Here is a 13,199-nt window from a genome sequence, read left to right on the forward strand (position 1 = left end):
TCTACGAGCCGGCCAGCAGCCGGCGCTGGTGGTCCCGCGCCGGTTCGTCGTAGTACTTGTCCGACCAGTGCCCGGCGATGAGCGGCACCGGGGCTTCGACTCCCGTCTCGGGGCCGGGCGTCGGCTGGTGCGCGGCCAGGCGGAGCGAGTCCCGGAAGCGATGGTGGTTGAACAGGCGGGAGAACTCGGTGAAATAGATCTCCGCGAGGCCGTGGTCGCCCCGGATCACCAGCATGTTCTCGTCGTTCTTGTTCGCGGAGGGATTGCTGAAGTTGGCCGAGCCGGTCACCACGATCGGATCGTCGCCGAGCGGGTCGATCAGCAGGTACTTCGTGTGCAGGTACTCGATGTTTTCGGAGAACGGGTTGTCGTGCTCGGCCGCCCAGCCCGCGAGCCCACCCTCCTCGACGAGGCCGCAGGCCACCAGCTCCGTCTCGGGATCGGTGACCAGGTTCCGGTGCGCGTCGGCGATACCGGCGTTCTCGAACAGCAGCCAGCGGAGCGCGGAGTGGTCGCCCGGGAGCTGGCCTGCGAACCGGGGATCGAAGTTGAACGGGAACGTGACGCACACCAGGTCCCGGGCCGATCCGAAGAGCTCGGCGTAGCGGTCCTGCGCCGTGGTGTGCGTGTGCGGGCTGAACACGACCGATATGCCGTCCGGCCAGGGATCGGGCATCGGGCTGTTGGCGTCCACCCAGTTGTTGAGGGTGCCGGGGGTCGGGTCCGCGACGAGCTGGGTCCAGTAGTCACGGTACCGCCGCGCGACGGACGCATCGGTGACGGTGTGTCCGACGTTGGACTGTCCGAAGATCCCGTTCTCGGTGATGTTGGTCGACCCGGTCCAGACGGCCCGGGGCTCGCCCTCGTGGCTCGCGATCACGAATTTGTTGTGCGGGATCGTGGCCCGCGCCCGCCAGGTCACGACCAGGTCCTCGATGCCGGCGAAGGTCACCGCTTCGCGGTTGTGCGGGTGGTCGAACACGACGAGCCGGACGTCCACGCCCGTGTCCGCGGCCACACGGAAGGCCTTGAGCACGGGCAGGTACTCGAACTCGTACAGCGCCGCATGGAGCTGCCGGTCGCCACCGGCGGTGCCGATGAAGGCGAGCAGCGCCTCCTCCAGGCCGCGCGACAGCCAGCGCCAGGCCTCACGGTTGGGGATGTCGTCGGGATGGAGGTTCTTGAAGCGTTCGGCGTAGGCCTGCGAGGCGTACACGCCACGGTTGAACCAGACGCCGTGCACGCCCGGCTCCTCGGTCCGCACCCGCAGTTCGACGGTCGAGGCGGGGGTGAGCTCCTCGCCGGGGGCGCCGGTCATGGAGTGCACGCGGTAGGTGTAGGTCCGCCCGGGTTTGGCACGGTAGTCACCCCAGGCGAAGGTCTGGAACGGGTTCCAGTTGGACCCCCAGCGGTCTCTTGCCTCAGGGAAGCGCAGGCGGTTGTCCAGCCAGCGGTGCTTGCCTTCGGCGTGGTCGAACCGTTCGACCCCGAAGCCGAGGACGCCGTCCATCGCGGCCCGGTCGTGGTCGAACCCAAGGATCACCACATGGGTCCCGGCGATGGCCTGTACGCGCAATGGCCCGGAACTGCTCTGCACCCTCATGTCCACGCCTCCCGGTACCCGGGGCCGTCTTCCGGAGCGAGCTCGGTCTCCAGCTTCACCCCGCGCCGGGGCGAGCGCACTCCGGCGCGGGAGCCGTTCCGTCGCTCAGTACCACCGCCGGCCGGCCGCCGCGAGGGCGACCGCCAGGGCGGCCGCGGCGAGTAACGCGGCGGCGAGGTGCGTGGGGCGCCGCGGCTTGCGGGCCAGCCTCTCCGTCATGACGATCCCGGTGAGTACGGCCATCCACCCGAGCATCCCGCTCCCGCTCCCGCTCCTGCCGCCGGCCACGGCCATCACCAGCATCAGCGCCCAGCACGAACGCAGGCACGCGCCTCCCTGGCGCAGCCCGAAGCGCCCGGCTCCCGCCACCGCGCGCCAGCCGGTCGGCGGCAGCGGGGAGGAGCGGTGACAGTCGCGCAGGGCGCGCCGCTTGTGGACGGTCAGCTGCCAGGCGGCCGCGAGGGCGAGCGCGCAGGCGAGTACGGCGTCGTCCGGCAGCCGCGCCCACAGCGGTGCCGACCCCAGGAGCAGTGCGCCGTAGCCGATCCAGACCGCCAGGTAGACGCCCGCGAACGTGACCATCGCGCGCTGCCGGCGCCACCGCAGGCTGTTCTCGCCCACGTGCGCGAGCGCGGGGACGGCCGCCGGCAGCATCATCGCGACGCTCATCAGCGCCCACATCGCCAGATCCCCGGAACCGGTGGCGCCGTGGACCGCGTGCGCCGCGGACACGTGGTGGTGCGAGGCCCCCGTGCCGGCGGTGCGGCCGGCGCCGTCGGCACCGTGCGACCCGCCCGTCACGGCTGGCGCGACCAGGGCGATCCAGGCGCCGACGGCCACCAGCTCGAAGCCGAGCGAGACGCGCGGCCGCAGCAACCGCCGCACGGGCCCCGTCCACGGGGACCGCGTCCGGGCCGCGGCGTGCGCCGCCATCAGGTGTAGCCGAGGCTGACCCGCCCGATCTCGACCGGCGGGTCCTCGGTCTCCGCGTCGGCCGGCCCGCGCGCGCCGAGCGGAAGGAACGTCACGCGCAGCGCACGGTCGTCCCACACGTTCTCCGCCACCAGCCTGCGCACGAGCGGGGTGATCTCGACGGTCACCCGCAGACCGTGGGGGTGCTCGTCGCCGCGGGGATCCTGGGCCCGCTCGATACCGAAGAAGGACAGGTTGCCCACCCGGTGGCTCTCCGCCAGTTCACGGGAAGCTCCGTCGGGCAGATTGACGTAGATGCCGTAGACCGTGTCGGGATTCCGCTCGCCCTCGATGTCCTCGACGTTGAGGTACACGCGCCGATCGGTCTCGGGGGCGGGGACACCCAGCGCCGTGCCGAGCGACCGCGTCGTCCGTTGGTCGATCGGTACGGTGACGCTCGCCGCGCGACCGACGAGCTGCACGGTCTGCTGTGACGCGCCGGCCATCTCGCGCCGCTTGGGCGGCGTCGGCCCGGACGTGTTCGGACCACTCATCGACACCTCGGGCTCGGGGGAGAGGGGGGAGAGGGGGGAGAGGGGTGAGAGGGGCGGAACCGGAGGCGGCGGCGGAACCGGTACGGGCGACTCGTACGTGTACCCCAGCTGACCGGCGATGTCGACGACGGCGGAGGCGGCCAGTCGCCGCTCGCTCCCGTCCGCGTCGAAGAACCGGTACTCCTGGGTGATCCAGCGCGGGTCCGTCGGGTTGGCGTGTCCCGGGCGGCTCGCCCACTCGAACCAGAGGCGGTCGATGTTGGCGTGATGGAGCCAGAAGATCGGATCCAGCGCCGCAGTGTCGGTCCTCCCCATCAAGCGGCCGATGTGGCTGTGCACGGCGTTGTGCGGGGTGCTCTCGACCGCTCCGTCCCGGTTCCAGAAGGCATCGCCGTCCGGTGTGATACCACCGCCGAACTCGGCTTCGCCGACGAACTGGGTGCGCCCCATCGCGTACGCCGGGGAGGTGATCTCGAAGGGCAGGGGTTCACCCAGGTTGAGGCGGTGCGCCCGATCGGCGAACAGCGAGTTGGCGCCGCCGTCCGCGTCGCGGAAGGCCGGCGGGATCCGGGCCTGGGACGGATCGGCGTCGTAGTCCCAGAACGGCAGCGCCCAGTCGGCCGGCCCGCCCAGGTCCACGACCGCGGCACGGACGATCCGCTCGAAGTACCAGAGGTACATGCGGTGCCAGGAGAGAAAGAACCACGAGCCGTGCTTGCAGCTGTTCCACAGCGGCTTCGGCGGTGTCGCGGACGTCCCGTGGATGGCCGCCTGGTAGGCCCAGCTCGTGGGGTCGTCTGCGTCCCGCCCCTTCATCTCGGTGACGGCTGCCGCGTAGTGCGCGAGCGTCAGGTCGTCTTCCGGCAGGGTCCACACGTTCTTGCGCACGTGTACGACCGGCTGAGGGCTCACCGCGTCCGCCTTCCGTCAAGCCGACCGTGATGCGGTTCCGGCGTTCCCGTTCCCCGCATCGCAGTGCCGCCCGTTCTCCATCGAGTTCAGGTCGCGAACAAATTCGGGATGAACCCTACCCAAACGGCACTCCGTGATCGACCCGGCGCGCGGGCAGCAGGCCACTCGAGGATTTGCCCGCCGCGCTAGAGTGCCTTGATGAACTCGCAGTCCCTGTACTTCCATCCCGACTACCTCGACGCCGTGCGGGCCGGCCGGAAGACGACCACCGTCCGCTTCCGTGACCCGGTGGAGGTGGGCCCCGTCAGCCTGGTGTTCGAACTGGACGAGGAGGTGGCCCTGCCGGGCGTCGTCACGCAGCTCACCGAGAAGACGGTCGCCGAGCTCAGCGAGCTGGACGCCCGGGCGGACGGCTTCCGTGACCTGACCGAGCTCCACGGCAGGCTCCGGTACCACTACCCCGACATCGGACCGGCCGACCACATCACCGTCGTGCACTTCCGGCCGGTGGACTGAGCGGGCGGCCTCGGGCGGCCACGCCGGGAGGCGCCCTCGCCGAGGCCATGGGTTCGGGGGACGCGCGGCGCGTCCCCCGGACGCCACCGGGCTACCGGTCCTGGGAGAGGCGGACCAGCTCGGCGAAGGAGCCGTCCAGGCGCACCAACTCCTCGTAACCGCCCTGCTCCGTGATCCGGCCGGAGTCGAGGACGATGATCCGGTCGGCGAGGCGGCAGTTCTCCATCCGGTGGGTGACGATCACCGTGATCCGGTCGTCCTTCATGTCCCGCAGTCCGGAGAACACCATGTGCTCACCGCGCGGGTCCATGGCCGACGTCGGTTCGTCCATGACCAGCAGCCCCGGCTTCCGGTGGAACGCCCGCCCGCACGCCAGGCGCTGCCACTGGCCGCCGGAAGGCTCGTGCCCGCCCCAGATCGAGCGGGCCAGCAGGGTGTCCAGGCCGTCCGGGAACTCCTGGACGGCCGTCCGCATGCCGACCGCGTCCAGGGCGTCCCAGACGGCCTCCTCGCCGCGCGGGTCGGGCTGGCCGAGGGTGATGTTCTCCCGGGCGGAGAAGGGCCAGTAACCGTAGGACTGCGTGACGAGGCCGACGTGCTGCCAGGCGGAACGCTGGTCGGCGTCGGAGGTCGGGACCCCGTCCCAGGAGACGATGCCGGACGTCGGGACGGTCAGCGAGGTCAGCAGCCGGATCAGCGTGGACTTGCCCGCGCCGTTCTCCCCGACGACGGCGATGACCTCGCCCCGCGACAGGGTCAGCGAGACCGGTCCGAGCGAGGGGGTGTCCTTGCCGGGGTAGGTGTACGTGGCCTCCTCCAGGCGGATCTTCTCCGGCGCGGCCTCCACGACCTGCGGGCCGCGCGGACCGGACTTCTCGGCGGCCTCGGCGACGAAGGTGGTGTAGTCGCCGAGGTAGAGGGCGTGCTGGAACATGGCCGCCCCGTAGACGACGAGCTGCGAGAGGGCGGCGGTGGAGGTCCGCATGGCGACGATCGCCGTGCCGGCGGCGGCGATCGCCATGTACCCGCCGACGACCAGCCCGGCGAGGGCCCCGTAGGTCGCCACGACGAACACCCCCGACGCGGCGGCGGCGATCAGATAGACCGTGAGGTAGCGGGGCGCGGAACTGACCATCCGCGCGTCGATGCGTTCGCAGACCGCCGCGTACCAGTGGTGGGCGTACGGACGCATGCTGTTGCCGCGCAGCTCGTCGGCGAGCTTCGGGGTGGTCAGGTGCCAGCGCATCATGTGCTTGATGTTGCGGGAGGCGATCGTCTGGTTGTGGAGGCGGTAGTCGAGGCGGGCGGCGTAGACCGAGCCGAGGCCGCGGGGGACCACCGACAGCAGGAGCAGCGGCAGCAGCACGGGGTGGACCACGGCGAGGACGGACGCCACGGCGAGCATGTCGATCAGGCCGCCGGTGAAGCCGAGGGCGTCCTGCAGCAGCATGGCGGAGCGGGCGGAGCCGGTCTCGGCGGCCTCGGAGCGCTCGGTGAAGTCGGGAGCGTCGTACGCGGCGAGTTCGACGTCCATGTGGGCGTCGACCATGGCGAGATCGGCGAGGGTGGCCATGCCGGGATTCAGACGGCGGGCCGCGCTGCCCGAGGCGATGGAGGCCAGCGCGCCGAGCGCCGTCATGGCGGCCGCGATGACCAGCGGCCAGGCCGCCGCCGAGATCCGTTCCTCGATGCCGTCCCCGGTCAGGAGCGGGACCATCGCCCGCGAGATCGCCGCGAGTGCTGCCGCCGTGCAGATCCCGCCGAGGATCTGGGCGGTGACCAGTACGTGGAACGCGGTGCGGTTGACGGCGAGCGCGAGCCGCGCGGTCTGCCGGAGGGCGGAGGGAACGCGGCGGGCCATCTGCCCGAGCGACAGCGCCTCCATGGTCTCGTTGTGCTGGCCCCAGGTGTACTTGAACTCCGGCGGGGCCGGGGCGGGTGGTGCGGCGGTCTTCCGGTGCTCGGTCCGCTGCTCGGTCATGCTGCTGCCTCTCCTTCAACTGGGTTGTCTTGAAGGCCGGTTCACCGCTCGCAGCGCATGCCGGAGAAGCCCTTCCCCGCGGTGTGCGGAGGGCGGCTGCGTGGTCGCGGGAACTGGAGGCAGTGAGTACAGCGCAGGCCGAAGGCCGGAGCAGCGGGATCTGGCCGACCTCGCGGTGACGGCTCCCCAGCCGTGGCCGCTGATCGTGTTCGGGCGCCGCCGGGCTTCCGGGCGGAGACGGACGGCAGGTTGGCCGGAACCCGCCGGTCCGGGGGTCGGCTCACCGGAAATCGCTTGCGGGTCCGAGGCGTGGCCCCGGGGGGCCGGACGAGGACCTCGCCCGGCGGCTCTACGTCTGGGGCACGGCGTGCTCGAGGGCGCCCAGGGCGTTGATCGCGGTGGGCCAGGGGAAGTGCATCGGGGCGTCGGGGTCGGCGGGGTCGGGGGTGTATCCGGTTTCGCCGTGCAGGAGTTCGACTCCGGCGTTGCGCAGGGTGTTCAGGGAGATTTCGAACTGGGGGTGGGCCGCGAGGGCGGTGTTGGTGCACGGCATCGCGATGACCGGCGTGCGCTTGCCGGTCGCTTCGGCGGCGAGGCCGACGACGAGGTTGTCGGTCAGGCCGAGGGCCCACGCGTTGATGGTGTTGAAGGTCGCGGGTGCGAAGAGGAGGGCGTCGGCCGCGGGCCATATGTCGGGTTGGCCGGGAAGTTTGTACTGCCAGCGGACGGGATGGCCGGTGAGGGCGGCGAGTCCGTCGAGGCTCTCGGAGAGCCAGTGCGCCGCGGTGGGAGTGAGGCCGAGGCACACGTCCCAGCCCCGTGCCTGGGCGTCCTCGATGACCCGGGCTACGTCGAAGACGGGCGGGGCGGCGGAGCAGAGCAGGTGAAGAGTCTTCGTGGTCATGCCGCAATATGATCACATGGTTCGAGCGGGATCACGCCTGCCTGAGCACGGCCGGTTCCGCCGGCACCGCAACCGGACTCATGGCACGGGACCCACGGCGCCCGGCGGACGTACCGCGACGGCCGGCCGGGGGTCCACGGCCATGCGGCAGGGGCGGCAGCAGCAGACGCGGCGGCCGCCACGGACGCTTCGTCCAGGGAGCGCAGGGGTCCCGCTCCTGCGCGTGCGGGGCCCGCCCGGATGGGGGAAGCTGGGTTAAGCCGCACCGCCGACAGCGGGACACAAGGGCGAGGAGGGCCTCGTGGAAACCTCAGAAGACGGCCGGCTCATTCGTGCACCCCGGTCCTGGTTGCGGTCCAGGGTGCGGACCGCCACCATTCTGTGTGCGGCGGCGGCTCTGGCCGCGGCCGCCGTCCCGGCCTCCGCGCAGAGCCCCCGGGCCGTGGCGGCTCCGGCCGAGCCCCTCGTGGTCGTCGACTGCTTCTCGCAGTCCCAGGTACGCCCCGAGGAGTACCTGCTGGCCTGCGGGGACGGCAACAACCGTCTCGTCGGACTGGCCTGGGACACCTGGGGGCCGAAGACCGCGACGGCCACGGGCACCGACATGGTGAACGACTGCGTTCCCTACTGCGCTGCGGGCCGCTTCCGGTCCTACCCGGTGACGGTGACCCTGAGCGCTCCGGAACCCTGGCCGGGCCACCCGGACGTCCAGCGCTTCAGCACGATCCGGCTCCTCTACACGGACACCGCACCGTCCCCCGTCCCGAGGGACGTCACGTACAAGCTCGTGTACTGACGGGACGACGTGGGAGACGTGGGTGACACGGCCGGCCGTTCTTCCCTACTGTCGCACCGGAAAGCGACGAAGGACGGGGACATGGCGCTGGTCAAGAAGGGATCGCGGCTCATCACCGTGGACGGCACCACCTACCGGTGGCGACTGCGCGGACGGCCGACCTACGTCCAGGCACTCGTCATGTCGCCCCTCGCCTACGCGGTCGAGGACGCCGAGGCTCCAGGCACCACGCTGGTGGTCACCAGCGACCGGCCGCACCCGGGCAACTGGCGCGGAACACCGGGAAACCCCGTGCTGCCCGCCCAGGTGGCCGAGAGCATCCGCACCGCTCTCACCACCGGCTGGCGGCCCCGGAGCCCCGGCTCACCGTTCCACCTCGACCGGTCCGAGGGGTTCCGCCCGTCCCCCTGACGGCCTGGGCACGAAAGCCCGAACCCCGATCGGCTCCGGGTCGGTCGCCAGACGGGCATGGAGCTCGACGTCGTAGCGGACGCCGTCGTACGCGAGCTTCTGCCGTTGCCGTCCTTCCACGGCGAAGCCCGCGGCGTGAGCGACTCTGCACGAGCCGGGGTTGTTCACCCGGTGCCCCAGTTCCAGCCGGAACAGTCCGGCCTCGTGGAACGCCCAGCGAGCGAGAGCCCGGCAGCCGTGAGAGGCTATGCCCCGCCCCCGGGCGGCAGCCGTCGTCCAGTAGGAGACCCAGCCGACCGAGTGCAGCCGGTTCACCGCGCCGACCGACACCTGTCCGAGCACCGTGTCGGCGTCGTCGACGACGGAGAAGGCGAAGGCGGAGCCCGCCTCCCACTCGGCGGTACGCTCCGCGATCCACTCCTGCGCGTCTTCCGGTGAACCGATGGGACGGCCGGTCTGCTCGTGCATGAGGGGATCCGCGAACGCGGCCGTCACCGACACCGCGTCGCGCACGGCCCATCGCCGCAGCACCAAACCCGGGGAAACTTCTACACGTTCGCGCACGCAGCGAGTCTTCCTCCCCGCCTGCCGCCCTGTCATCCGGTTTCCCTGGGTCCCCGCGCCGAACGGGCCGGTGGACGCACGCGTATGCAGGTGAGCTCTTCGGCTATGTCGCGTCTCGCGTCATTGGAATTGACTGGGGTCATGACGAAGACGACGAAGAACGAGTACGAGAACGCTGCACGGACCACCGACGCCGGAGGTATCACCCTGGTGATCGGGGGTACCGGCAAGACCGGCCGGAAGGTCGCCGAGAGGCTCACGGCTCAAGGGCGCCCCGTCAGGGTCGGATCTCGCCGTGGCGAGCCGCCTTTCGACTGGAACGATCCGTCGACCTGGCTTCCGGCGCTCGAAGACGTGGACCGGGTGTACGTGACGTACTACCCCGATCTCGCCTTCCCGGGGGCTTCCGTGCAGGTTGCGGGCTTCGCGGAGGTGGCGGTGGCGGCGGGGGCCCGGCGCCTGGTGCTGCTGTCGGGGCGTGGTGAGGAGGCGGCGCGGATCAGTGAGGACGGGCTGAAGGCATCCGGCGCGGACTGGACGATCGTCCGGTCGAGTTGGTTCAACCAGAACTTCGACGAGAGCTTCTTCCTCGACTCCGTCCGGGCGGGCGAGATCGTGCTGCCGACGGCGGACGCGGTCGAGGCGTTCGTCGACACCGGAGACATCGCCGATGTGGTGGTGGCCGCGCTGACCGATGACCGGCACATCGGGCGGACGTACGAGCTGTCGGGGCCGCGCCTGCTGAGTTTCGAGGAGGTGGCCGCCGAGCTCTCGAAGGTGACCGGCCGTGAGATCGCCTATGCGCCGATCCCGATGGAGGACTATCGTGCGGTGCTGCGTGAGAACGGGCTGCCGGAGGAGTTCGCCGAGCTGTTCACCCTGATCCTGGACGGGCGCAACGCGCACCTCGTGAACGGGGTCGAGGAGGTGCTGGGGCGGCCGCCCCGGGATTTCTCGGACTTCGCCCGGGAGGCGGCGGCCGGCGGTGTCTGGGACCTCAAGGCCCTCTGATGCGGACCGGCCACGCCCGCACCCGGGTTCGCGCCGGGGTGTCGTTCCGTCGTGGGGAGGATGTGCGTATGGACATGCTGGCCGGTCTTCTCGCGGGCCCGCAGGCCCGGGGCGCCTTCCTGCTGAAGTCGGTGCTCGACCCTCCGTGGTCGGTGCGGATCGAGGACCGTGCCCCGCTGTCGGTGGTGACCATGGTGCAGGGGTCTGCGTGGCTGCTGCCCGACGAAGAGGGCGCCGAGCCGGTACGGATCGGTCCGGGGGACGTGGCCGTCGTACGGGGGCCCGCGCCCTACACGGTCGCGAACCTGCCGGACACCCCCGTCCAGATCACGGTGGGGCCCGACCAGCGGTGCAGTACGCAGGAGGGTGAGGACGTCTCGGATTCGATGGCGCTCGGTGTGCGGACGTGGGGCGCCGCCCGCCCCGGCGCTGGGGCGGCGGTGATGCTGAGCGGTACCTACCAGGCGCCGGGCGAGGTCGGCGGCCGGCTGCTGAGCGCGCTGCCCACGATCCTGGTGAGGCCGGCCGGGACCGCCGATTCCACCCTGATCACGCTCCTCGCCTCGGAGATCTCCAGCGAGGAGCCGGGCCAGGAGGTGGTCCTGGACCGGCTGTTGGACCTGCTGCTGATCGGGGTGTTGCGGGTGTGGCTCGCGGCACCCGGCTCCGGCGCCCCGGGCTGGTTCCGGGCACAGGGCGATCCGGTGGTCGGGCCGGCGCTGCGGCTGCTGCACGAGAGCCCGGCGCACGGGTGGACCGTGGAGGAGCTGGCCCTGAAGGTGGGCGTCTCCCGGGCGTCGCTGGCACGCCGGTTCACGGAGGTCGTCGGCGAGCCGCCCGTCGGCTATCTGACGGGCTGGCGCCTGACGCTGGCGGCCGATCTCCTGCGTGAACCGGATGCCACGGTCGAGAGCGTGGCCCGCAAGGTCGGCTACAGCAGCGCCTTCGCCCTGTCCGCCGCCTTCAAGCGGGTCCGCGGGGTCAGCCCGCGGGAGTTCCGCTCAGGGACGACGGCGCCGGGTACGGCGATGGCGCAGGGTCCGCGCGGCACGGTGGTGCTCGGCCGGGCCGTTTCCTGAGGCGAGCCTGCGAAGAGCGAGCCGCCGAAGAGCGAGCATCCGAGGGTCCGGATTCCCCGGAGAGCCGGATTGCGGGACAGCCCTCAGGTCCGGTCCGGGACGAGGGAGAGCCTGGCCACGCGTTGGTCACCGCTGAGTTCGCCGGTGGGGCGGAAGCCGAGACCGAGGTAGAAGGGCTCGGGACTGTTCGTGCCGGTGTTCCAGCTGACGTACGCGTGCCGGATGCCGCGGGCGCGGATCTCTTCGGTGGCCGCCCCGATTGCGAAGCGGCCGTAGCCCTTGCCCTGGTGGCGGGCGTCGATGTTGAGGCGCCAGATACCGCTGCGCCGGTCGTCAGGGTCGGCGGCCGGGTCCCAGACGATGTCGTGGAAGGCCATGACGAAGCCGACGACCTCGTCGCCGTCGACGATCGCCCGGGGCTAGGCCGTCGCGGGGTGCACGTACGCCTCGGCGAGTGACTTCACCACGGGGGAGACCAGATGGGCCTGGTCGGGGCGGACCTGTATCGCGCAGACCGCGTCGAAGTTGTCGGCGGTGACGGGCTCCAGGCGCAGCGGGCCCGGTGCGGGGGTGTTCAGGGCTGGCATGATCCCAGCGTATCCCCAGCTCCGACGCTCTCCGGGAGCCGGCAGCAGTGGCTAAAGATTCACCCAAGGGGGCACCGAAACCCGGCGGAATATCGAACAGACGATGTCACGATCGGGCGTTCGTGTTCAGAACGCGTCGCACCGCACTGCATCGCACCGTGCTGTATTGACTGTTGGAAGAGGACGAGAGTCGAATGACCATCAACCCGACGCCGCACGATCCGACCCCGCCGCCGGCCTCCTCGGCGACACCGGGCCGGCCGCGGAGCACCCGGCTCGCCGCCACCCTGATCACACTGTCCACCGTTCTGGTGGGTCTGATGGCCGGGCTGTTCTTCGCTTTCGACGTCTCGGTGATGCCGGGCCTGGCCGCCGGCGACGAGCAGACGTACGTCACCGCGATGCGCGCCTTCAACAAGGCCATCGACGGCAATCCGCTCTTCGGCTCGGTGTTCCTGCTGGCCCTGGTGGCGGCCGTCGCCTCGGCGGTCGTGGAGTACCGCGGCGGACGCCGCGCCACCGCCCTGTGGGTGGGGGCGGCCGCGGTCGCGTACCTCGCCGTCCTCGTGATCACCTTCGGCGTGAACATCCCGCTCAACAACGAGCTCGCCGACGCGGGCGCGGTCGATCAGATGACGGACTTCTCGATCGTCGAGCGGTTCAGGACCACCTGGGTCACCACGAACATCGTCCGCACCCTGCTCTGCACCGCGGCCCTCACCGCGCTCGCCCGCGCGGCACTGCTCCACGGCCGCGCCACGCGCTGATCGCACCGGGCGCCTCCGCCGGGGAATCCCTTCGCCGTGGAAGCGATTCCCCGGTCAGCCGGCGTGGGAGGCGATGATCCGTGCGCACTCCAGGGATTCGGTGTGCGCCGTGTTCACCTCGAGGTCGTAGGTCACTCCCCGGTGCACGGCGTCGGCCTGCGCTGCGGCCATCCCCCTGACCCGGTCCCCTCGCGCGATCTCACGGCCCGCGGCCACCGCACTGTCGCACCGCACCCCGACCCACAGGACCGGCACGTCGCCCAGCGCCTTCCGCCACCGCTGCTGGGACGCCGCCCCACCGAGGAACACGTCGTCGACGACGATCCGCGCGCCCGCACGGGCCATCGCCACGATCCCCTCCGTCCAGGCCGCCTCCAGCGCCCGGAACGTCGCCCCGACGCTCACCGTGCCGTCCGCCGTGATCTCGATGCCCTCCTGCGCCGCCTGCATCGCGGCGGGCAGGGCGTCGACGAACGCATCGCACCCGAACGACAGCCACGGGTCCGGCAGTACGGCCTGCAGACACCGCACGATCCCGGACTTCCCCGAGCTGGAACCACCGTTGAGAATGATCATCTGAGTCACCGCGCCACAGTAGGCCG

The 13,199-nt window shown here is 71.3% G+C and carries 13 protein-coding genes and 1 pseudogene; 6 read left to right on the forward strand and 8 right to left on the reverse strand.

Annotated elements, in window-relative coordinates:
* Position 1 precedes the first annotated feature (1 nt).
* From ACZ573_RS19740 to ACZ573_RS19750, 3 genes are all read right to left on the reverse strand, one after another.
* Positions 2-1,603 (reverse strand): phospholipase D-like domain-containing protein, encoded by a 1,602-nt coding sequence (locus ACZ573_RS19740; RefSeq protein ID WP_471305620.1) that lies wholly within the window; start codon positions 1,601-1,603, stop codon positions 2-4.
* A 105-nt stretch (positions 1,604-1,708) separates the two neighbouring features.
* A complete protein-coding gene (locus tag ACZ573_RS19745; RefSeq protein ID WP_471305623.1) occupies positions 1,709-2,536 on the reverse strand; it encodes a copper chaperone in 828 nt (275 codons plus the stop codon).
* Entirely contained in the window at positions 2,536-3,981 is a 1,446-nt protein-coding gene (locus ACZ573_RS19750; RefSeq protein ID WP_471305627.1) for a tyrosinase family protein, read from the reverse strand. The genes ACZ573_RS19745 and ACZ573_RS19750 overlap by 1 nt, the downstream gene beginning before the upstream one ends.
* Before the next feature lie 198 nt (positions 3,982-4,179).
* Here ACZ573_RS19750 and ACZ573_RS19755 point away from each other — a divergent pair, with 198 nt between their 5' ends.
* Positions 4,180-4,497: an ASCH domain-containing protein gene (locus tag ACZ573_RS19755; protein ID WP_471305629.1), complete on the forward strand. Its 318-nt coding sequence runs from the start codon at positions 4,180-4,182 to the stop codon at positions 4,495-4,497.
* A gap of 91 nt (positions 4,498-4,588) precedes the next feature.
* Here ACZ573_RS19755 and ACZ573_RS19760 read toward each other — a convergent pair whose 3' ends face one another.
* Positions 4,589-6,478 carry an ATP-binding cassette domain-containing protein gene (locus ACZ573_RS19760; RefSeq protein ID WP_471305632.1) on the reverse strand — a complete coding sequence of 630 codons (1,890 nt, stop codon included), beginning with the start codon at positions 6,476-6,478 and terminating at the stop codon, positions 4,589-4,591.
* A gap of 349 nt (positions 6,479-6,827) precedes the next feature.
* Positions 6,828-7,382 carry a flavoprotein gene (locus ACZ573_RS19765; RefSeq protein ID WP_471305634.1) on the reverse strand — a complete coding sequence of 185 codons (555 nt, stop codon included), beginning with the start codon at positions 7,380-7,382 and terminating at the stop codon, positions 6,828-6,830.
* A 301-nt stretch (positions 7,383-7,683) separates the two neighbouring features.
* On the opposite strand from ACZ573_RS19765, the gene ACZ573_RS19770 reads away from it, so the two are divergent.
* Both ACZ573_RS19770 and ACZ573_RS19775 read left to right on the forward strand, forming a co-directional pair.
* Positions 7,684-8,178 carry a hypothetical protein gene (locus ACZ573_RS19770; RefSeq protein WP_471305637.1) on the forward strand — a complete coding sequence of 165 codons (495 nt, stop codon included), beginning with the start codon at positions 7,684-7,686 and terminating at the stop codon, positions 8,176-8,178.
* Positions 8,179-8,259: 81 nt separating this feature from the next.
* Positions 8,260-8,589, forward strand: coding sequence for a hypothetical protein (locus ACZ573_RS19775; RefSeq protein WP_471305640.1), 330 nt, complete (start codon positions 8,260-8,262; stop codon positions 8,587-8,589).
* Here the strand turns inward: ACZ573_RS19775 and ACZ573_RS19780 are convergent.
* A complete protein-coding gene (locus ACZ573_RS19780) occupies positions 8,542-9,153 on the reverse strand; it encodes a GNAT family N-acetyltransferase (RefSeq protein ID WP_471305643.1) in 612 nt (203 codons plus the stop codon). The two genes, ACZ573_RS19775 and ACZ573_RS19780, sit on opposite strands and share 48 nt — an antisense overlap.
* Before the next feature lie 141 nt (positions 9,154-9,294).
* Between ACZ573_RS19780 and ACZ573_RS19785 the strand changes: the two genes are divergently transcribed.
* A complete protein-coding gene (locus ACZ573_RS19785; RefSeq protein WP_471305646.1) occupies positions 9,295-10,164 on the forward strand; it encodes an NmrA family NAD(P)-binding protein in 870 nt (289 codons plus the stop codon).
* A gap of 68 nt (positions 10,165-10,232) precedes the next feature.
* Positions 10,233-11,243 (forward strand): AraC family transcriptional regulator, encoded by a 1,011-nt coding sequence (locus ACZ573_RS19790; RefSeq protein ID WP_471305650.1) that lies wholly within the window; start codon positions 10,233-10,235, stop codon positions 11,241-11,243.
* 83 nt (positions 11,244-11,326) lie between these two features.
* Here ACZ573_RS19790 and ACZ573_RS19795 read toward each other — a convergent pair.
* A pseudogene (locus ACZ573_RS19795) lies at positions 11,327-11,830 on the reverse strand (GNAT family N-acetyltransferase).
* Between the two features lie 194 nt (positions 11,831-12,024).
* On the opposite strand from ACZ573_RS19795, the gene ACZ573_RS19800 reads away from it, so the two are divergent.
* Positions 12,025-12,597: an anthrone oxygenase family protein gene (locus tag ACZ573_RS19800; RefSeq protein ID WP_471305653.1), complete on the forward strand. Its 573-nt coding sequence runs from the start codon at positions 12,025-12,027 to the stop codon at positions 12,595-12,597.
* Positions 12,598-12,651: 54 nt separating this feature from the next.
* Here ACZ573_RS19800 and cpt read toward each other — a convergent pair whose 3' ends face one another.
* On the reverse strand, positions 12,652-13,173 hold the full coding sequence (gene cpt, locus ACZ573_RS19805) for a chloramphenicol phosphotransferase CPT (RefSeq protein ID WP_471305770.1): 522 nt from the start codon (positions 13,171-13,173) through the stop codon (positions 12,652-12,654).
* Between the last annotated feature and the right edge of the window lie 26 nt (positions 13,174-13,199).

It is taken from the genome of Streptomyces sp. NPDC040545 (genome assembly GCF_055595065.1).